Origin of the sequence: Nonomuraea sp. NPDC050680 (genome assembly GCF_040654555.1) — a bacterium.
Classification (GTDB): Bacteria; Actinomycetota; Actinomycetes; order Streptosporangiales; family Streptosporangiaceae; genus Nonomuraea.
Genome location: NZ_JBFAIF010000011.1, coordinates 59510 through 79380, shown reverse-complemented (window position 1 = coordinate 79380; position 19871 = coordinate 59510). Strand labels below are relative to the sequence as shown.

16 protein-coding genes are annotated in these 19871 nt (G+C 68.2%); 7 read left to right on the top strand and 9 right to left on the bottom strand.

Annotation, left to right across the window (positions count from 1 at the left end; genetic code table 11):
- Window positions 1-95: 95 nt before the first annotated feature.
- The 3 genes from AB0H88_RS31360 to AB0H88_RS31350 all read right to left on the bottom strand — a co-directional run bounded on the left by AB0H88_RS31360 (window position 96) and on the right by AB0H88_RS31350 (window position 2926).
- Window positions 96-776 carry a hypothetical protein gene (locus tag AB0H88_RS31360; RefSeq protein ID WP_357650757.1) on the bottom strand — a complete coding sequence of 227 codons (681 nt, stop codon included), beginning with the start codon at window positions 774-776 and terminating at the stop codon, window positions 96-98.
- Window positions 773-1333 (bottom strand): sigma-70 family RNA polymerase sigma factor, encoded by a 561-nt coding sequence (locus AB0H88_RS31355; protein WP_357650755.1) that lies wholly within the window; start codon window positions 1331-1333, stop codon window positions 773-775. Before AB0H88_RS31355 ends, AB0H88_RS31360 begins: the two co-directional genes overlap by 4 nt.
- 159 nt (window positions 1334-1492) lie before the next feature.
- Window positions 1493-2926: a serine hydrolase gene (locus AB0H88_RS31350; protein ID WP_357650753.1), complete on the bottom strand. Its 1434-nt coding sequence runs from the start codon at window positions 2924-2926 to the stop codon at window positions 1493-1495.
- 585 nt (window positions 2927-3511) lie between these two features.
- On the opposite strand from AB0H88_RS31350, the gene AB0H88_RS31345 reads away from it, so the two are divergent.
- The 3 genes from AB0H88_RS31345 (at window position 3512) to AB0H88_RS31335 (ending at window position 8166) form a co-directional block, all read left to right on the top strand.
- Window positions 3512-5494: a serine/threonine-protein kinase gene (locus AB0H88_RS31345; protein WP_357650751.1), complete on the top strand. Its 1983-nt coding sequence runs from the start codon at window positions 3512-3514 to the stop codon at window positions 5492-5494.
- A 170-nt stretch (window positions 5495-5664) separates the two neighbouring features.
- Window positions 5665-7227 carry a serine hydrolase domain-containing protein gene (locus tag AB0H88_RS31340; RefSeq protein WP_357650749.1) on the top strand — a complete coding sequence of 521 codons (1563 nt, stop codon included), beginning with the start codon at window positions 5665-5667 and terminating at the stop codon, window positions 7225-7227.
- A gap of 156 nt (window positions 7228-7383) precedes the next feature.
- A complete protein-coding gene (locus AB0H88_RS31335; RefSeq protein WP_357650747.1) occupies window positions 7384-8166 on the top strand; it encodes a MerR family transcriptional regulator in 783 nt (260 codons plus the stop codon).
- 368 nt (window positions 8167-8534) lie between these two features.
- Here the strand turns inward: AB0H88_RS31335 and AB0H88_RS31330 are convergent, their stop codons facing one another.
- Window positions 8535-9656 carry a GuaB3 family IMP dehydrogenase-related protein gene (locus AB0H88_RS31330; RefSeq protein WP_357650745.1) on the bottom strand — a complete coding sequence of 374 codons (1122 nt, stop codon included), beginning with the start codon at window positions 9654-9656 and terminating at the stop codon, window positions 8535-8537.
- A gap of 3 nt (window positions 9657-9659) precedes the next feature.
- On the bottom strand, window positions 9660-11141 hold the full coding sequence (guaB, locus tag AB0H88_RS31325; RefSeq protein WP_357650743.1) for an IMP dehydrogenase: 1482 nt from the start codon (window positions 11139-11141) through the stop codon (window positions 9660-9662).
- Between the two features lie 410 nt (window positions 11142-11551).
- Between guaB and AB0H88_RS31320 the strand changes: the two genes are divergently transcribed.
- On the top strand, window positions 11552-12568 hold the full coding sequence (locus AB0H88_RS31320; RefSeq protein ID WP_357650741.1) for a LuxR C-terminal-related transcriptional regulator: 1017 nt from the start codon (window positions 11552-11554) through the stop codon (window positions 12566-12568).
- Between the two features lie 39 nt (window positions 12569-12607).
- Window positions 12608-12985, top strand: coding sequence for a DUF5319 domain-containing protein (locus tag AB0H88_RS31315; protein WP_225293853.1), 378 nt, complete (start codon window positions 12608-12610; stop codon window positions 12983-12985).
- Here AB0H88_RS31315 and AB0H88_RS31310 read toward each other — a convergent pair.
- The 4 genes from AB0H88_RS31310 to groES all read right to left on the bottom strand — a co-directional run bounded on the left by AB0H88_RS31310 (window position 12946) and on the right by groES (window position 16157).
- On the bottom strand, window positions 12946-13098 hold the full coding sequence (locus AB0H88_RS31310; protein ID WP_357650738.1) for a hypothetical protein: 153 nt from the start codon (window positions 13096-13098) through the stop codon (window positions 12946-12948). The genes AB0H88_RS31315 and AB0H88_RS31310 overlap by 40 nt on opposite strands.
- Window positions 13095-13730 (bottom strand): sigma-70 family RNA polymerase sigma factor, encoded by a 636-nt coding sequence (locus AB0H88_RS31305; RefSeq protein WP_357651164.1) that lies wholly within the window; start codon window positions 13728-13730, stop codon window positions 13095-13097. Before AB0H88_RS31305 ends, AB0H88_RS31310 begins: the two co-directional genes overlap by 4 nt.
- 410 nt (window positions 13731-14140) lie before the next feature.
- Window positions 14141-15760 carry a chaperonin GroEL gene (groL, locus tag AB0H88_RS31300; protein WP_357650736.1) on the bottom strand — a complete coding sequence of 540 codons (1620 nt, stop codon included), beginning with the start codon at window positions 15758-15760 and terminating at the stop codon, window positions 14141-14143.
- An 82-nt stretch (window positions 15761-15842) separates the two neighbouring features.
- Complete coding sequence (groES, locus tag AB0H88_RS31295) at window positions 15843-16157, bottom strand: co-chaperone GroES (protein ID WP_214633886.1); 315 nt, start codon at window positions 16155-16157, stop codon at window positions 15843-15845.
- A 370-nt stretch (window positions 16158-16527) separates the two neighbouring features.
- On the opposite strand from groES, the gene AB0H88_RS31290 reads away from it, so the two are divergent.
- On the top strand, window positions 16528-17769 hold the full coding sequence (locus AB0H88_RS31290) for a methyltransferase domain-containing protein (protein WP_357650734.1): 1242 nt from the start codon (window positions 16528-16530) through the stop codon (window positions 17767-17769).
- A gap of 179 nt (window positions 17770-17948) precedes the next feature.
- A complete protein-coding gene (locus AB0H88_RS31285; protein WP_357650732.1) occupies window positions 17949-19871 on the top strand; it encodes a hypothetical protein in 1923 nt (640 codons plus the stop codon).

The following is a 19871-nucleotide window of genomic DNA, read 5'->3' as shown; positions in this document are numbered from 1 at the left end:
GCCGCCAGATCGCGTGATGGTTGCCGAACGGGAGTCCGGCAGGCGGGTGGCGCCGCCCGCCGGACTCCCACCTGGAGAGGGTCAGCTACCCAGGGTCAGCTACCGGGCGGCGGGTAAGCCTCAGGGTGCGTCTTGGGATCGGGCATCTTGTCCCAGGAGGGGTCGTCGATGACCTTGCACGGCTTGACCGGACCGGTGACGAGATAGCCGCTGAACCCCCACAGAGCTCGGGGCTTCTCCGGCCCCGAGGTCTGGTCCGCGTTCTCGACGAACTCCATGACGGCGGTCTGCCCCAGCTTGATGTACTGCGGACTGATCCGGACCTCGCCGCCGCCCAACTTGAACGTCTTGCTGTTCACCGAGTTCTCGATCGCTTCCCTGACCCTCTTCTGGACCGCGGGATCCTTACTGGTGATCTCCTCCTTGGAGAACGAGGGGCCGAAGTCGGCGTCGCCGCGGCCGGTGGCGCATCGGGTGCCGGGCTTGACGTAGGAGACGTCAGCGGTCACGCCGGCTGCCGCCAGGTCCTTCTCCACCTGACCGGGGTCTCTGAACTCGGCGATCTTCAGGGTGACCGAGCCGTCGCCGTTCTTGGTCACCGCGTAGGCCGGGGTCTCCGACCCGGTCAGGAACGGCACCGCGACGGCCGCAGCCGCCGCCATCGCGGCCACCGCCACTCCGGCGAGCAGACGCCGCCTGACGACCACACGTCTAGCCGTGTTACGGGCGGCGATTTCGGATTTGAGCTCCATCAGCAGCTGCTCCTTGAATCTCATCGCATTCCTTCCATAACGAAGGGAGCCATCTCCGGCACGTTCCTGAGCGCGTGGCGAGCGCGGTGCAGCCTGGCCCTGGCGGCCCCCTGCCGGATGCCCAGAGCAGTGGCCGCCTCGCTGACGGTGAGCTGGTCGATGACGACCAGTTCGAGCATCGCGCGATCACCGTCCGCTAATCCGGCCATGGCCTGGAAGGCCCGCCTGGCCACGCTTTCCGCGTCGATCCGCTCTTCCAACTCGGCGAGGTCATCGGAGTCGAGCAGCCTTCGCCCGCCTAGGCGATCGGCCAGCCTCGTCTCCTTGAACGCCCGCCGCCGCTCGGCCGAGAGAGTGTTGCGAGCCACGCCGTACAACCACGCGATCTCGCTGCCGAGCCCGGGCCGGTAGGTGTGGGCGGAGTCGAGCACCGCGACGAAAACCTCGGCCACCAGATCGGCGACCGTGTGCGGATCATCGACCCGGCGAGCCAGGAACCGCGCGATCGCGTCGACGTGGCGCCGGTAGAAGGCTTCGAAAGCCTCCGGGTCTGTGGCGATGTCCGACTGTCTGCGACGCACCGGCCATGCTCCCTTCGTCGATTACATCCCTTCTTGGTCAGCTGCCGGAAAAGCGTTATGAGAGTGAGCAGAGATGACAATGTTCCCGGCGCGCGATGGTCGCGGGCCGGGAACATTGGTCATGGGCCCGCCGTCAACGCGGCGGGCCCATGCGGATGATCAGCTCTTGGTGCGCCGGGCGAGCCAGGCGGCCTCGTACCGGTCGATCGCCGAGCCCAGTTGGGCCAGCTTCTCGGTATAGGCGACCGGGTAGACGCCGGGCTCGGTGGCCGGCCGGTTGGCGTCCACGTACTGGGTGCCGAGGTTGGTGAAGGCCACGACGACGTAGTGGCGGCCCGCCTTGCCCGGCAGGGACCGCACGATGCCCGCGTCAGCTCCCGAGTTGCCGACCCAGCCGGTCTTGTGTGCGAACGTGACCTGCGCCTGCTTGTTGCAGGGCCGGACGTCCTTGCCGAACTTGTTGCCCTCGACCGTCACCGTGCCGTCGGCGGCCACCCACCGCGAAGCCACCCGCTGCGGGATGCCCGCAGCCGGGTAGGCGCTGCCGCACCGGTTGGTGGTGGAGAGCATGTCGTTGAAGCCCTGTTCGCCGAGCAGCTTCTTGAAGACCTGGCGGGAGGTGGGGCTCAGCACCGCGCCGGTGACCGGTGAACCGTTGGGGGCGGTCCACGCCGTGCCCTGTACGCCATCGACCAGCGTGAGCAGCTTGGCCGTGTCCAACGAGCTCATCGTGACCGGGTTGGACCAGCGGCCACCGTTGGCCGGGTTGGTGTTCTTCAGCTGCATGGTCTCCAGGCCCAGGTCCTGGAAGGTCTGGTTGAGCTCGTCCACCGCGCCCTTGTCGTGCAGCAGCTTCACCAGCGCACAGGACGCGGCGTTGGAGGAGGAGGTGATCGAGGCGTCCATGTAGGCGCTGATGGTGTTGCTCGACGGTCCACCGCACAGTGAGCTGACCGTTGTCGGCTGGTAGTCGTAGGTGTCGTCGAGCTTGATCACGCCCTTGTCCACCAGGCGCAGCACCCCGAAGTTGACCATCAGTTTCAGGACGGAGGCCGGGTAGGGCAGCATGAAGTCGATGGGCGCGTTCTCCCGGCCCGGCACGATGTCGATGGTGCCCTTGCCCTGGTTGGCGTACCATCCCGCGTCATCCCACTGCCGCCATCGCACCTGATCAGTGTGGAAGTTCTGGTCCACCGGCACGACGATCCCGTTCGGATACTGCGGGCTCATCAGGACCGTGCCGGACGACACCGGCCGGCCCCGCCGGTCCAGCTCCAGTACGGTCACGTCGAGTTGCGGCTGCTGGACGATGGGTTTGGGGTCGGCCGCATTGGCGAACAGCCGGGCATAGTCGGCGGCCGTCTTCGCGTCCTTGTCGACACCATAAGAAAGCGTCCGAGCCTGCGGGGATGTCGGCGGCGCCAAGTCGAGGACCTGCTCGAAGCGCAGTTCGTTCATGGCCTCCTGCAGGAAGGTCGCGACCTCGCCGGTCTCGGTGGCCTGGGCGGGCGGTGTCGCGGCGCATAACAGCACCGAGGCGGCGGACAGCGCGGCCGCAGCACGACGACTCGTTCTGGTGCGGAAGATGGACAAGTTTCTTGATCCTCTTCGGTAGATGTTCACGCTCCAGGGATTCAGGTGATGCGGGCTTCGGTTCGGCAGCCGAACGCCGATGGGATCGGCACTGTTCGCGGCCACTGCCGTCACACCGCCCTGGAGCCGGGCCGTTCTGCGTCTGGGAGTCGATGCCCCAACCTGATCGGCCTGGGCATCGTCCGTAGAGGACACTCGACGGCAGCCGTCACACGGCCAGCCGACCCGCCGGTGACGGTGACGGTGATCCCACCTCATCGCCGGAGCTGTCCCGTCCAAGCCCGGCCATGGGCGAGGATCTCGCAGCTCTTTGCGGTTCTTCGCCCGTTGACTGATGACACTTACACCCCGTCATCGATGCCCCCTTCGATGCAGGTTCGTGACCTTAACACAGTCTGGATCTTGGTTTCTGATGTTTTCGAGGCAACGGTCGTACGACGTGCTCTCGACTGGACGATCTGGAAGGCCGATGCCCACACCGTCCTCGCCGCAGCGAATCACACATTCAGCCCACGGAAGAGGAAACCTGCCTACTCCAGCCGCGCATACCTGATGGAATGTAGCGGCGGTGTGATCTTTCCTTGGGTGCGGGCAGGGCTGGAGGCGATGGTGCAGCGGAAGGTGGAGCTGGCCGGGCGATACCGGCTGGAGGAGCCGCTGGGCCGGGGCGGGATGGGCGAGGTGTGGCGGGGGGTCGATCTGCGGCTCCGGCGTCCGGTCGCCGTCAAGATCCTTCCGTTGACGATCGCGGCGGAACCGACCGGGGTGGCCAGGTTCCGGCGAGAGGCCGAGGTCGCCGCGACGTTGAATCATCCAGGTATCACCACGGTCTTCGACATCGACGAACACCGGCATGAGAACGAGCCCTGGCTGTTTCTGGTGATGGAGCTGATGGTCGGCCGCGACCTGCGCCACCTGCTCATCGCCAATCCCATGGGCCTGCCGATCGAGCAGGTGAGGGAGTTAGCCGTCCAGATCACCGATGCGCTTGCCGCCGCCCACCGCGGTGGCGTGGTGCACCGTGACATCAAACCGGCCAACCTGTTCCTGCTGGAGGAGGGTCGGGTGAAGATCTGCGACTTCGGGATCGCCCGCCTGGCCGACGCCACGAAGATCACCGCCACCGGCTCCTCGGCGGGGACCCCGCTGTACATGGCGCCCGAGCAGATCCAAGGCGGGCAAGTCGACCACCGCACCGACCTGTACGCCTTCGGCTGCGTCTTGTACGAACTGCTCACCGGGACCACCTGGGTCGAGACCGGCTCCAATGTCGGCGCGATCCTCTACCAGCACCTCGACCGGCACCCGGCGTCACCGAAGTCGTCGCGCCCGGAGATCCCCGACCATCTCGACTCGCTGGTGCTGGACCTGTTGGCCAAACAACCCGACGACCGGCCCCAGAACGCCGCGTTCGTCGCCGAACGGCTGCGCCAGTTGCCCGAGGTTCGGGTGAGCCGACGCCCTCCAGCAGAGGTGATCGACACACCGGACCCGCCCCCGGCAGACCGGACACCGACCCTGCGCGTACAACCGGTGGCTCCGCGACCAGAGAAGACCACCCCCGCGCCGGCGGAGACGTCCTCGCCCGCCCCACGCCGGATCCGGCGCCGCACCGTTCTCTTCGGTGGTCTCGGGGCAGCCGCCCTCGCTGGCGTCTCCGCGGCATTCCTGCTGCTGGACGCCGAATCCACCCCCTATATCACCCTCGCTACCGGTAACGACGACGACGTCACTGCGGTGGCGTTCAGCCCGGACGGCACAACCCTCGCCACCGGCAACGACAACGAAATCGTCCGATTGTGGGACGTGGCCACCGGCCGCAGCACCGCCGGCCTCATCGGCCACACTAACCCGGTGTCTTCGGTGGCGTTCAGCCCGGACGGGAAAATACTCGCCACCGGCAGCCATGACAGCACCGTCCGCTTGTGGGACATGACCACCCGCCGCACCACCGCCACCCTCACCGGCCACACCGGGTGGATCTCTTCAGTGGCGTTCAGCCCGGACGGCAAGATGCTCGCCACCGGCAGCGGCGACTACACCGCCCGACTGTGGGATGTGGCCACCGGGCGCACCACCGCCACGCTCACCGGCCACACCAACAACGTCACCGCGGTGGCGTTCAGCCCGGACGGCAAAACCGTCGCCACCGGCAGCGACGACGACACCGCCCAATTGTGGGAAGTGGCCCACGGCCGCACTGTCAACCTCATGGGCCACGCCAACAACGTCACTGCTGTGGCGTTCAGCCCGGACGGCAAAACTCTCGCCACTGGCAGCGACGACGACACCGCCTGGCTGTGGGACGTGGCCACCAGCCGCACCACCACCGCTTTCACCGGCCACACCGACGACGTCTCTTCGGTGGCGTTCAGCCCGGACGGCAAGACCCTCGCCACCGGCGGCGATGACAATACGGCCCGATTGTGGGATGTGGCCACCGCCCGCGCCACCGCCACCCTCACCGGCCACACCGGCTCGGTATCTTCGGTGGCGTTCAGCCCGGACGGCAAAACCCTCGCCACTGGCAGTTGGGACAGCACCGCCCGGCTGTGGAAGATCAAGTGACCACCAGATCGCCGGCTTTGGTGGACATCTCTACCCACACAACGCAGCGCCCCACGTCGCCGTGGCTGTGAGCCAGATCACGGTTGAGGTTGACCTTGGGTCAGGGTGGAAGCTCGGCGCAGCGGCAGGACGCCGACCCCGACATCACCCATTCGAAGGATCGAACCACCATGACGATCACCCTTTCCGACCAGGACAAGAGCACCCTGCGGACTGCCGCGTACGGCGCCGTGTCGCTGATGGCCGCCAACGGCGCCGCCGGCAAGCCCCACAAGATCGCTTCCACCGGCAGCATCGCGCTGGGCTCGGCCACCGGTCTGATCGGGCACGTGCTCGCCGAGTACCCCAAGGGCAAGGACCTGGCCGGCAAGTCCGTGGCCGAGATCGCCGACCGCGTGCTGCCGGCCCTGACCGCGGCCATGAACCTGCTGAATAAGCAGGATCCGGCCGAGGCCGACAACTTCCGCGGCACCGTTCTCATCGCCGTCGAAACCGCCCAGATTCACCAGGGCCAGCCAAGCCCTGCCGCGGCCGAGATGGCCCGCAAGATCACCGCAGCTCTCGACGCCGCCAGGGTAGCCGCCGCGGACAACGGGGCCGTGCCGGAGGCGGCTGCCGGGCAGGATCGCCCGGAGCTGCAGAAGGCGATCGAGGAGATCGTCGATTCCGGTTTCGTCGGGGTGTCGCTGCGCGTGCACGATGAGCGGGGCGAGTGGGCCGGCAGCGCCGGGGCGGCCGAGCTGGGCGGGACCGCCAAGCCGCCGATCAACGGACATGTCCGGATTGGCAGCAACACCAAGACCTTCACCGCGACCCTGGTGCTGCAACTGGTGGCTGAGGGCAAGATCGGGCTGGACACCCCGGCGGCGTACTATCTGCCCGACTTCGGGCTGGATGAGCGGATCACGGTGCGGATGCTGCTGCGGCACACCAGCGGGCTGTTCAACTTCAGTGGCGAGGTCTACGACGACGGGACGGTCGTACCAGGGATCCCCATCCCCTACGGCACCACAGGCAAGGAGTGGGTGGACAACCGGCTCAAGACCTACCGGCCGGAGGAACTCGTACGTCTGGCGTTGTCCAAGCCTGCGCGGTTCGAGCCGGGCACGGGCTGGAGCTACTCCAACACCAACTACGTGGTGACCCGGCTGCTGATCGAGGGGGTCACCGGCCGTTCGGTCGCCGAGGAGATGCGGCGGCTGATCCTGGGGCCGCTCGGGCTGTCCGGCACCATGGTGCCGGATGCCTCGCCGGAGATCCCCGCGCCGCACGCCCACGCCTACTACCGGTACGAGGACGCCGGCGAGCAGAAGACGATCGACATCACCCGCCAGAACCCCTCCTGGATCTCCAGCGGCGGTGACATGATCTCGACCACCCGAGACCTCCACACGTTCATCTCCGCGCTGCTGAGCGGCAAGCTCCTGCCGGCCCCGCTGCTGGCCGAGATGTGCACCCCACACCCGACGGGCATCCCGAACATGGACTACGGCCTGGGAGTGTTCGTGGTGACCACGGACGACGGCACGGTCATCTCCCACAACGGCGCCGCCGTGGGCCACGCGGCGCTGATGTACAGCACACCCGACGGCAGCAAGACCCTGATCGCCGCACTGAACTGCGTGGACGACGCCGACCTGTCCATCGCGGCAGCATTCCAGAACGCTCAGCAAAGGCTCCTCAACGAGGTGTTCGGTGGCGGGCAGGCCGATCCGGCTCAGCCGACGGACTGAGCACCTGTGACCCGTACGCCTCCGGGGGCGACCCCTTCCGGCCGGGCATCAGGTAGAACGCGAAGCGGGGCCATGCCGAGCTCGGCGTGGCCCGTCCACATGCTCGGCTGGGGTCTGCTTAGTGGCCGAGCTAGCGCACAAGGCAGGATTTCGCAGATGAACGGAGTCACGATCGGGCAGGCGGCGGCATTCGTCGGTGTCACGGTGAAGACGGTGCGGCACTACCACAAGCTTGGCTTGGTGACGGAGCCGGAACGCGACAGCTCCGGCTACCGGAGGTACGGATCGGCCGAGTTGTTGCGGCTTGTGCAGGTCCGAACGCTGGCCGCCGCCGGGGTGCCCTTGGCCGAGATCGGGCCTCTGCTCGACGCCGACCCCGCGCTGTTCGCCACCGCGCTCGCCGACGTCGAGCGGCAGCTCAACGAACGGATCGAGGAGTTGATCGCGCAGCGTGACACGCTGCGTCGGCTCGCCGATGGTGACCGGGCTCTGCTGCCCGACCGTGCTGCGGCGCTGCTGGAGCGGCTATCCGGCCTCGGCTTCCCCGCAGCGGAGGTGGCGGCCGCCAGGGAGGGCTGGGTGCTGGCCAGGGCCCTGGTCCCCGAGGGCTTCGACGACTACCTCACTCATGTCGAGCACGCCCTCGAAGACACCCGGTTCGTCGCCTTGATCAAGCGCGGCGCCGAAGCCGCGGGCTGGGAACCGGACGACCCTCGCATCGCCGAGCTCGCCACCGCCATGGCCGACCACTTCCTCGCCAATCCCGCACAGCTGAAGATCGTGACCGGCCTGCAAGCCCGCACCGAGGCCGCGACCCGGTACAAGCTGATCGCCCTCCACGGCGAAGAGCAGGGATCGGCCGCGGCCCGGGGGGTCGCGCTCATCGAGACCAAGCTCCGCGCCGCCGGCGTCCATATCCCCAGACCAGGCACCCACTGACCACGCCGTGCCCCGGCCCCCGGCCCCGCGGCCGGCCGGGATCTGCCCGGGGGCCGGTCAACGAGCGTGTCGCGATCCCACAGCGGCCGGTAGCCCGCCGGGCCGGAGGCGACTCACTCGTCTTCGTCCTCCTCGTGGAGGTCGGCCATGTCCAGGTCGCGCATTCCGCGGCGATTCTCGACGCTTGGGGCCAACTGGTATGCCGTAGGCGAAGCGCGCGGCGGAGCCGCGCCCAGAAGGGCGTCCGAGCGGAGCGAGGCCCCTCAGGGGTCGGGCCCACGGCCCGACTGGAAGCAACGCCTGCCCCCGAAGCGCGAAGCGCCCACCCGCGAAGCCGTTTGTGTCCGAAGCGGGGGGCGCCCAAATGGTCAGCGCTGCGTAGGCGCGACGACTACCTCGACGCGCTGGAACTCCTTGATGTCCGAGTAGCCCGTCGAAGCCATCACCCGCTTCAACGCCCCCATCAGGTTCATGGACCCGTCAGCCACGCTGGACGGCCCGTGCAGGATCTGCTCCAAGCTGCCCACCTGGCCGAAAGCCACCCGCCGCCCGCGAGGCAGGTCCGGGTGGTGTGCCTCCGAGCCCCAGTGGAAGCCATGGCCAGGGGCCTCCGTCGCGCGGGCGAGCGGGGAGCCGACCATGACCGCGTCGGCGCCGCAGGCGATGGCCTTGGCGATGTCGCCGGACGTGCCCATGCCGCCGTCGGCGATCACGTGGACGTAGCGGCCGCCTGATTCGTCCATGTAGTCGCGGCGGGCGGCGGCGACGTCGGAGATCGCGGTGGCCATTGGTACGGCCACGCCCAGCACGTTGCGGGTGGTGTGGGAGGCGCCGCCGCCGAAGCCGACCAGGACGCCCGCCGCGCCGGTGCGCATGAGGTGCAGTGCGGCCGTGTAGGTGGCGCAGCCGCCCACGATGACCGGTACGTCGAGCTCGTAGATGAACTGCTTGAGGTTCAGCGGCTCGGCCCGGCCCGAGACGTGCTCGGCCGAGACCGTGGTGCCGCGGATGACGAAGATGTCCACGCCCGCGTCGATGACGGCCTTGTGGTATTGCACCGTACGCTGCGGAGACAGGCGGACCGCGGTGGTCACGCCGGACTCCCGGATCTCCGCGATCCGGCGGCCGATCAGCTCTTCCTTGATCGGCGCCGTGTAGATCTCCTGCAGCCGCTTGGTCGCGGCCTCGGCGTCGAGCGAGGCGCACTCCTCCAGCAGCGGCGACGGGTCGTCGTAGCGGGTCCAGAGCCCTTCGAGGTCGAGGGGTGCCAGGCCGCCGAGGCGGCCGATCTCGATCGCGGTGGCGGGCGAGACCACGCTGTCCATGGGGGCGACGACCACGGGCAGCTCGAACCGGTAAGCGTCGATCTGCCAGGCGATCGAGACCTCCTCCGGGTCACGAGTGCGCCGGGAGGGTACGAGGCCGATCTCGTCGAGCGAGTAGGCCCGGCGACCGGTCTTGCCCCGGCCGATCTCCACCTGCTGAGTCATGTCTTACCTTCTGTGATAATTCGGGGCTTCCACGGTCATCTGAATATCGTGGGGATGGCTCTCCGTGAGTCCCGCCGCCGTGATCGGCATGAGCTCACAGTCGGTGTGCATCTGCGTGATCGTGCGGCAGCCGGCATACCACATGCCCTGGCGCAGGCCGCCGACGAGCTGGTGGGCGACCGCCGCGACCGGGCCCCGGAAGGGGACCTGGCCTTCGATGCCCTCGGGGATGTATTTGTCCTCGCCGCCGATGTCGGCCTGCGCGTAGCGGTCCTTGCTGAAGGACATGCCGCCGCGCTCGCGGTTGCGGACCGCGCCGAGCGAGCCCATCCCCCGGTACGACTTGAACTGCTTGCCGTTGATGAAGATCAGCTCACCGGGCGACTCCTCGCAGCCGGCCAGCAGCGAGCCGAGCATGACCGTGTCGGCGCCGGCGGCGATGGCCTTGACGATGTCGCCGGAGTATTGCAGACCGCCGTCGCCGATGACCGGCACACCGGCCGGCCCGCACGCCAGCGACGCTTGGTAGATGGCGGTGACCTGCGGCGCGCCCACGCCGGCCACGACGCGGGTGGTGCAGATGGAGCCGGGGCCCACGCCGACCTTGACCGCGTCGGCGCCCGCGTCGACGAGCATCTGGGCGCCCGCCCTGGTCGCGATGTTGCCGCCGATGACGTCGACCTTGCTGTTGGCCTTGAGCTTGGCGACCATGTCGGCCAGGCCCTTGGAGTGACCGTGCGCGACGTCGACCACGACCACGTCGACGCCCGCCTCGATCAGCGCCTTGGCCCGCAGCTCCGCGTCACCGCCGACGCCCACGGCGGCGCCGACGACCAGGCGGCCGTCCGCGTCCTTGGTGGCCAGCGGATATTGCTCGCTCTTGGTGAAGTCCTTGACCGTGATCAGGCCGCGCAGCCTGCCGTCGGGGTCGACCAGGGGCAGCTTCTCGATCTTGTTGCGCCGCAGCAGCGCGAACGCGTCGTCACGCGACACCCCGACCGGGGCGGTGACCAGCGGCATGGGAGTCATGACCGCGTGCACGGGCCGGGACTGGTCGGTCTCGAAGCGCATGTCGCGGTTGGTCACGATGCCGACGAGTACGCCGGACAGGTCGGTGACGGGCACCCCCGAGATCCGGTACGTCGCGCACAGCCGCTCCACGTCGGCCAGGGTGTCGTCGGGAGTGCAGGTGACCGGGTTGGTGACCATCCCGGCCTCGGACCGTTTGACCAGGTCGACCTGCTGGGCCTGCTCCTCCACCGACAGGTTGCGGTGCAGGATGCCGATGCCGCCCTGGCGGGCCATGGCGACGGCCATGCGGGCCTCGGTGACCGTGTCCATCGCGGCGGAGACCAGCGGGATCGACAGGTTGATGCCGCGCGACAGGCGCGAACCGGTCTCCGCGTCACCTGGTTGCAGATCTGAATAGCTGGGGACGAGCAACACGTCGTCGAAGGTCAGACCCGTCTCGGTGAACTTGGACATGCTGCGGCCCCTCCTGCCGATGCTGATGAGGCAAGTCTAGGGCCTACATGCAAAACGTCCCGAGGCCGGGAGCACGATGACCCCCACGGCCCGTCGTACCCCCGGCATCCCAAAGAGCCGGAGGATGGGGCGGTCGGTGATCCGCCCCATCCTCCGGCCACCGACATCCGGGCGGAAGCGCATAAAGCGCCACCGAACCCCCCTCCGCGTCCTGATGGCAAGCGCTGCCAGCTCAAGTGGATGCCGACGCTGGGTTAAGCCTGCGTTACTCATCGGCACACCGCAATGTGAAAACGTGCAATTGCACGAAGTTGCACATGTGGCCAAGGAGTCCACGCAAGGAGCGGACAAGGACGTATCGCCGAGTTATTCTCACGACACGCCCGTGTCCCCCCTACGGAGCCCCTTACATGCCCAGCGAGTCACCCACCCTGCCCGATCCTCTCGCGACCCTGGGCCTCGACCCGGCTCAGACCGCGCTTTACACGGCGGTGCTGCGCCTGCACAGGACCACGCGTACCGAACTGGCCGAGGCCATGGACGGTCCCGTCGACAAGGTGAGCAGGCAGCTCGACGACCTCGTCAGGCTGGGGGTGATCGATGAGCAATCGGGGGAATACCTCGCCCGGCACCCCGCCGCCGCGCTCGGCCGGCTGATCGCCGAGCGCCTTGACCGGCTGGCCGAGGAGAGCAGGCGCATCGACTCCGCGCTCGGCTCGATCCGCGGGCTGATCCGTGACTACGACGTGGGGCACGACTACCAGAACGGCGCGTTCCGGGTTGAAATGGTGAGCGGCGCCGACGTGCTCTACGAGAGCGTGGTGGGCATGGCGGTGCAGTCCCAGTCCCCGCCGATGCGCTTACTCACCGCGATTCCCGATGAGCGCACCATGGCGGACTTCGTCCGAAAGTTCGCCGATCCTTGGATCGATGCACAGCAGCGGAAACTGCTGAACGTGCGGGCCGTCATCCCGGTCTCCACTCTGACCCTGCCCGGCGTACGCGACCAGCTGACCAGACTGCTGGCGACCGGCGGGACGGTACGCACGCTGGACCGGGTGCCGAGCTGGTTCATGACCGCCGGGCCCGACGCCGCCGGCCTGCCCGCGCTGTGGGGCGGCAACCTGCCCGACCACGCCTACAACTTCTACCTGGTACGGACCCCGATCGTCGTGGGCATGCTCCGTTCGCTCTTCGAGGAGCTGTGGGGCCGGGCCGTACCCCTGCCCTGGGGTCGCCGCGGCGAGGGCGTGGTGCAGGTGCTGCGGCTCGCGGCGCAGGGCATGTGCGACGACTCGATAGCCCGCCAGCTCGGTATCTCCATACGCACGGTACGGGCCAGGTTCGCCGACGCCATGGTTCAGCTTGGCGCGCAATCACGCTTTCACGCAGGTGTGGAGGCCGCCCGGCGTGGATGGCTGAGCTAATCACCACCGCGGTGGCCGCATCGGTCATATGGTGGGAAGGTGCTGGAAGACGTCCCCCGCGACCCGTTCGCGGACGACCCGAACGACCCTTCCTCAGCGATGGGCGAGCTCGACGACGCCGAACCGCTGACCGCCTCCGAGCGCGACGAGGCCATCACCGACCTGGCCGACGTCGAGGTCTTCCGCTCCTTGTTAGAGCAGCAGGGAGTGCTGGGCCTGGTGCTCGACTGCCCGGAATGCGGCGAGCAGCACTTCTTCGACTGGGAGCTGCTGCGCGGCAATCTGCGCCAGATGATCGACAAAGGCCAGCCCCAGATGCACGAGCCGGCCTTTCATCCTGACCCGGCCGACTACGTGACCTGGGAATACGCCAGAGGCTACGTCGACGGTGTCATCGACACCGAGGAGCGCCGCTGATCCACGTCGTCCAGCAGCGCGGCGAGTAGCCGCGCGGCCGGATCGCGAGAATCTGGCAGCTCGCCGCGGGCCAGCACGTCGAGGAGCGCGTCAGTCTGCTCCTCCGGCGTCAAGCCGACTCCAGTTCGGCCATCTGCCGCAGCCTCGCCAGCGCTCGATGCTGGGCAACACGGACCGCGCCTGGTGACATACCGAGTACATTACCGGTCTCCTCAGCCGACAGCCCCGACACCACCCGCAACAACAGCAACTCGCGCTGGTTGTCGGGGAGTCTGGCGAGCAGCCTGCGGGCGTACTCCACCTCGATGTAGCGGACCACCGTCTCCTCGGGCCCCGGTCCGTCGTCCGGCCCGTCCGGCAGATCCTGAGTCGGTACGGCCGAGCGGACCGAACTCCGCAACGCGTCGGCCACCTTGTGCGAGGCGATACCGAAGACGAAGGAGGCGAAAGGCCGTCCCATGTCGCGGTATCGCGGCAGCGCGGACAGGACCGCGATGCACACCTCCTGGGCTACGTCATCGGCAATGTGATATTGCCCTGAAACCCTGCCCAGCCTGGCGCGACAATAGCGCACCACCATCGGACGCAACTCGCCGAGCAGGGATTCGATCGCAGTGCGATCTCCCTGTACGGCGAGGCTCGTCAGTTCCCTTAGGTCGGAGTCATCCGTCCGTGCCGGAAGTCTCGACGCGAGCCTTACCCCAATTTTGGCGTCGGCGACGCTTCCCTCGCTCACGATAGGCATGATGCCCGCACTGATCGGGCCTGTCGTCATCGCGAACGGCTACGGATTGGTCACATTGACGCGGCGATAACGGGCAGTAATCGAGCGGCGACACTAAGCCTTTATTGCGGAAGAATATTTCATCCCATAACCCCAAATGTGCAGAAATTGTCAGACGCCTAGACGCTTAAGCCACACATCCGGTTTACCCGAATAAACCACTTTCCTGGTTCATCACCCATCGCGCACCCTCTCATGCGGCATCGCCTGGATTGCCCGTATGTCATATGCCATACATGGCTTTGAGGGGCGCAGGTGCCCGAGGAGGACGCGCTCGAACAGCCGGAGAAAGCACACGACCCGCACCTGGAATCAGGCGCGGGTCGGGTGAGGAACGGCCCAGTGGAAAGAACGGCCCAGTGAAGAACGGCTCAGTGGCCGTGACCGTGGCCGTGGCCCTGACCGGCGGCGGCCGGCTCCTCCTCCGGCTTCTCGACGACGAGCGCCTCGGTGGTGAGGAGCATGCCGGCGATCGACGCGGCGTTCTGAACGGCCGAACGGGTGACCTTGACCGGGTCGATGACGCCCTGGTCGAGCAGGTTGCCGTATTCGCCCGTGGCGGCGTTGAGGCCGTGGCCCGCCGACAGCTCCGAGACCTTGTGGGTGACCACGTAGCCCTCGAGACCGGCGTTCTCGGCGATCCAGCGCGTCGGCTCGACCAGCGAGCGGCGGACGATGGCGACACCGGTCGCCTCGTCGCCCGTCAGGCCCAGGTCGTCGAGGTCCTTGGCGACGTGGATCAGCGCGGAGCCACCGCCGGAGACGATGCCCTCCTCGATCGCGGCGCGCGTAGCGGAGATCGCGTCCTCGAGGCGGTGCTTCTTCTCCTTGAGCTCCACCTCGGTGGCGGCGCCGACGCGCAGCACGCACACACCGCCGGCCAGCTTCGCCAGACGCTCCTGCAGCTTCTCGCGGTCCCAGTCGGAGTCAGACTGCTCGATGGCAATCTTGATCTCCTTGACCCGGTCCTCGATCGCCTGCTGGTCGCCGCCGCCGTCGACGATGGTCGTGTTGTCCTTCGTCACGACGATGCGGCGGGCGTTGCCGAGCACCTCGAGGCCGACGTTCTCGAGCTTGAGGCCGACCTCCTCGCTCACGACCTGGCCACCGGTGAGGATGGCGATGTCCTGCAGCATGGCCTTGCGGCGGTCACCGAAGCCCGGAGCCTTGACGGCGACCGAGGTGAACGTGCCACGGATCTTGTTGGTGACCAGGACGGCCAGGGCTTCGCCCTCGACGTCCTCGGCGACCACGAGCAGCGGCTTCTTGGTCTGGGCGATCTGCTCGAGCAGCGGCAGGAAGTCGGAGATCGAGGAGATCTTGCCCTGGGTGAGCAGGATGTAGGCGTCCTCGAGGACGGCCTCCATGCGCTCGGGGTCGGTCACCATGTACGCCGACAGGTAGCCCTTGTCGAACTGCATGCCCTCGGTGAACTCGAGCTCCATGCCCATGGCGTTGGACTCTTCGACGGTGAGAACGCCGTCCTTGCCCACCTTGTCGAACGCCTCGGCGATCAGGTCGCCGATCTTGGCGTCCTGGGCGGAGATGGTCGCGACGTTCGCGATCTCCTTCTTGTCCTCGACCGGGCGCGCGCTGGCGAGCAGCTTGTCGCTGATCGCCCTGGCGGCCTTGTCGATGCCGCGCTTCAGCGACAGCGGCGAGGCGCCGGCGGCCACGTTGCGCAGGCCCTCGCGGACCATCGCCTGGGCCAGGACGGTCGCGGTGGTGGTGCCGTCACCGGCGACGTCGTTGGTCTTGGTGGCGACTTCCTTGGCGAGCTGGGCGCCGAGGTTCTCGTAGCGCTCCTCCAGCTCGATCTCACGAGCGATGGTCACGCCGTCGTTCGTGATCGTCGGAGCACCGAACTTCTTGTCGATGACGACGTTGCGGCCACGGGGGCCGAGGGTTACCTTCACGGCGTCCGCGAGGGCGTTGACGCCACGCTCAAGCGCGCGGCGTGCGTCCTCGTCGAACGCTAGGATCTTGGCCATGCTGAAAGTCCTCTCCTAGCGTCGAGAGCCCCGGCCGCACGCGCTCAGACGAGACGCGCGCCCGGGGCCCGACGCATCCGGCTTACTTCTCGATGATCGCGAGAACGTCGCGGGCGGAGAGCACGAGGTACTCCTCGCCGCCGTACTTGACCTCGGTGCCGCCGTACTTGCTGTAGAGGACGATGTCGCCCTCAGCGACGTCGAGCGGAATACGCTTGTCGCCGTCCTCATCCCAGTTGCCCGGGCCCACCGCGAGGACCTTGCCCTCTTGCGGCTTCTCCTTGGCGGTGTCAGGAATGACAAGGCCGGAAGCGGTCGTCTGCTCGGCCTCAAGCGGCTGAACCACGATGCGGTCGCCGAGCGGCTTAACGGGAACCTTGGTGGCGGTCGTCACGATCGGACCTCCCCTTCAGATGTGAATGATCTAGAAGAGGCGACCAGCGGGGCCTGCCGTCGCGGGTGTCAGACCTGCCTCGTCGCACGTTGGCACTCTCAAGGGGAGAGTGCCAACAGGAAACATATGCAAGAGGGGCTTGACAGTCAACACGAACGCGTCTGCTCAGAGCGATAAGGCCCAAGAGCTTGCCCAAGGTTGAGGGTAATTGGGGTGACACGTGCCGTTGGCGTACGGCGGACGCCTGAGCTCGCACCTCCGCGCACAGCGGACGTTCCGGCCGCCGTACGCACATGGCGGACGTTCCAGTCCACAACCGTACGCGCACGCCGGCAGGCTGGAGTGCGGCGGGGAGACGCTAACGTCGGGTGACGTGGATCTCGACGCCTTCACCGAGTTGCTCACCCCGCGCGGGCAGCGCGCACTCGCCGAGGCCGTCGAGGTGGTGGGAGCCGATCTGGTGGCCGCGGCGACGAGGCTGCGCAGGTCGTACGACGCCGCCCTCACGTCGGCCGCGCTCACCCAGGCGGCGCTGCGTGAGCGCGCCAAGGCCAAGTTCGGCGCCGACGCGGCACTCATGTACTTCACTCCGCACGGCCTGGAGCAGGCCACCCGAGCCGAGGTCGGCATCCACCGGGCCCGCCGCCTGGCCGGACCCGCCGGCGGGACGCGGGTCGTGGACGTCTGCTGCGGCATCGGCGGCGACTTCCTCGCCCTGGCCCGCGCCGGTTGCGTCGTGGACGCCGTGGACCTCGACCCGCTGACCGTCGCCGTCGCCCGGGCCAACGCGGAGGCGCTCGGGCTCGCGGATCGGGTCACCGTACGCGAGGCCGACGCCGCGACGGTCTCGCCGGAGGACTACGACTGGCTGTTCGCCGACCCCGCCCGCCGCACCAGCCGGGGCAGGACGTTCGACCCCATGGCCTACTCGCCGCCGTGGCCGGTCGTGCTCGACCTGGTCGCCAGGGCCGGGCGGGCCTGCTTGAAGGTGGCTCCGGGCATCCCGTACGAGTTCATCCCGGACGAGGCCGAAGCCGAGTGGGTGTCGTACAAGGGCGAGGTGAAGGAGGCAGCCCTCTGGACCGGCACCGCAGAGGGGCCGGTGGGGTCGCCGCGAGCCAAGGGGTTGGTGGGGTCGCCGCGAGCCGAGGGGTCGGTGCGACGGGCGACGTTGCTGCCCGGCGGGGAGACACTCGTCGCCCGCGGGGCCGAGGCGCCGATCGGCCCCGTCGGCCGGTTCATGTACGAACCCGACGGGGCCGCGATCCGCGCGCACCTCGTCGGAGAGGTCGCCGAGATGGTCGGCGGCCGCCTCCCCGACCCGATGATCGCCTACATCACCGGCGACGAGCCGTTCGACACCCCATGGGCCGCGCGGTACGCGGTGGAAGACGTGCTGCCGTTCTCGCTGAAGCGCCTCCGCGCCACCCTTCGCGAGCGGCAAATCGGAAATGTCATCATCAAGAAGCGGGCCTCGGCGGTCGACATCGAACGGCTCAGAAATGACCTGCGACTTTCGGGTGGCAAAACAGCGGTAATCATGCTTACCCGAATCATGGATAAGCCCTCCGTCCTGATTTGTCACCCATCCTCACCTGCACAAATGACAAACTAGGACGTTCTCGGGCCAACCCCGATCTTTTACTTCGCTCCTGACGGACCTTGATCGAGCGGCTAAGGTGAGCACGCGGGAGTCCTCCCCCTTTGGCGGTTAGCCGCGTTCTCGTTTCATTTGCAAACCGGACCTATCCCACCGCTGCGCGGCAGACCGTCGGCGAGCGAAGGAGCCTTTCGGTGGATCACTCCAACCACACCACCCTTCTACAGGCAGGCGGCGATTCCGCCATCTCCGAAAGGATGCGGGACCTGCTCGCGCGTGCGTCTCAGGACCACGTCTACGAGCAGCGGACCCAGGGGGCCGTCCTCGACGAGATCCGCCAGCGCCTTGAGGGTATGGAGTGGCTGCTCCGGGAGGTTCGCGAGCGGGAGCTGGGGGGTCTGAGCGGCACGCTCGAGACGGTGAGCGGACGACTTGACGAGATCGCGGCCAAGCCGCCGATGTGGGCGGAGGGCCTGGCCCAGCATGTCGAGGCGGTACGCGACCACGTTGACGCCGTCGGCGAGCAGGTGGGCACCGTTGACGCGCATGTGGAGTCGGTTCACCAGCGGGTCGCGCCGGTGGCGGAGTTGCCGGGGCTGTGGGCCGAGGTCGGCACCGTCGGCGACAACGTGGACGAGGTGCTCAAGAAGCTGCAGGCGGTCCTCGACTTCACGGAGGGCATCACCAAGCGGATGAGCGACCTGGGCGTCCGGCTGGGTCACCTCAACACGGGCATGGAGGCCGCCGCCGGCCGCTTCAGCCGCGTCGACAAGTCGCTCGCCGAGCTGACCGCCCGTACGGACCGCATCGAAGGCGCGCTGCTGGAGCTGCCCGGCAGCTTCGACGGAAAGCTCGCCGCCAACGCCGAGCTGCTCGACGGAAAGCTCGCCGCCGCCGCCGAGCAGATGACCGACCAGCTGGACAGCAAGCTCGCCGCCAACGCCGAGCAGCTCGACGGCAAACTCACCGCCACCGCCCACCTGCTCGGCGGCAAGCTCACCGCGGCGACGGACCGGCTCGGCGCCCAGGTGGACGGCGCCGAGCAGCGCCTGTCCGTACGTCTCGGCGAGACCGAGGACCTCCTGACCGACCTGGACCAGCGGCTCACCGGCCGCCTCGACAGGGCCGAGCAGAGCCTGACCACGCACCTCGACCGGGCCGAAAAGGGGCTCAGCGCCCGTTTGGGCGAGTCTGAGCAGGGCCTGGCCGACCGCCTCGACGAGGCCGAGCAGGCGCTGACCGCCCGGCTCCACGAAACAGGGCAAACCCTGACCGAACACCTGGACGACACCCGGCAGAGCGCGACAAGCCGCCTCGACCAGACCGAGCAGCGCCTGGCGGGCCGCCTCGACGAGACCGAGCAGCGCGTGGCCGGGCGCCTCGACGGCGTCGACGGCAAGCTGCTCGACGTCCACGGCGCCCTCGACAGCCGGCTCGGCGGCGTCGACGAGCACCTGATCACGGTCAACGGCCACCTGACCACGGTCAACGGCCAGCTGACCACCGTGAACGGCCACCTGGCCCGCCACGACAACCGCTTCGACACGCTGGACGGCCGCGTCGACGGCCACTTCATCCGGCTCGACGAACGCCTGGCCGCCGCCGACCGCCACCTCATCGACTCCGCCACCCGCAACGAGGGCCGCTTCAACCAGCTCGACAACGGCATGGACACGCTCGACGAGCGCCTGGGCGAGGTGGAGGAGCGGGTGACCACCCGCTTCGACGGTCTCGGCACCCAGCTCAACGGCGTGGAATCCCACCTGACCGGCCTCGCCCAACGCGCCGAGCAGGCCGGCGAGCACCTCGAAGCCGTCGACGACCGGATCGAGGCCGTCAACCAGCGCATCGGCCAGCTGCCCGCGACGCTCAGCATCGGCGAGCGGGTGGGCGAGCTCCTCGACTCCCAGACCACCCACCAGGGCGAGCGCCTGGCCGCCGCCGCGGCGGTGCTCACGGAGCTGGTCGCGGCGCGCCCCGACCGCACCGAGCTCACCCAGACGGTGACCGACATCGTCGAGCCCGCCACCACCGACCTCACCAGACGCCTGGGCGCTCTGGAGGAGACCATGCTCGCCCTCGCCGAGGCCCTCCTCCGCCCCACGAGGAAAGACTGA

What these genes read in the sequence shown, in the direction of transcription:
- AB0H88_RS31360 (WP_357650757.1), bottom strand. Translation starts at nt 776, where the DNA reads ATGAGATTCAAGGAGCAGCTGCTGATGGAGCTCAAATCCGAAATCGCC.
- AB0H88_RS31340 (WP_357650749.1), top strand. Translation starts at nt 5,665, where the DNA reads ATGACGATCACCCTTTCCGACCAGGACAAGAGCACCCTGCGGACTGCC.
- AB0H88_RS31335 (WP_357650747.1), top strand. Translation starts at nt 7,384, where the DNA reads ATGAACGGAGTCACGATCGGGCAGGCGGCGGCATTCGTCGGTGTCACG.
- AB0H88_RS31330 (WP_357650745.1), bottom strand. Translation starts at nt 9,656, where the DNA reads ATGACTCAGCAGGTGGAGATCGGCCGGGGCAAGACCGGTCGCCGGGCC.
- guaB (WP_357650743.1), bottom strand. Translation starts at nt 11,141, where the DNA reads ATGTCCAAGTTCACCGAGACGGGTCTGACCTTCGACGACGTGTTGCTC.
- AB0H88_RS31320 (WP_357650741.1), top strand. Translation starts at nt 11,552, where the DNA reads ATGCCCAGCGAGTCACCCACCCTGCCCGATCCTCTCGCGACCCTGGGC.
- AB0H88_RS31305 (WP_357651164.1), bottom strand. Translation starts at nt 13,730, where the DNA reads ATGCCTATCGTGAGCGAGGGAAGCGTCGCCGACGCCAAAATTGGGGTA.
- groL (WP_357650736.1), bottom strand. Translation starts at nt 15,760, where the DNA reads ATGGCCAAGATCCTAGCGTTCGACGAGGACGCACGCCGCGCGCTTGAG.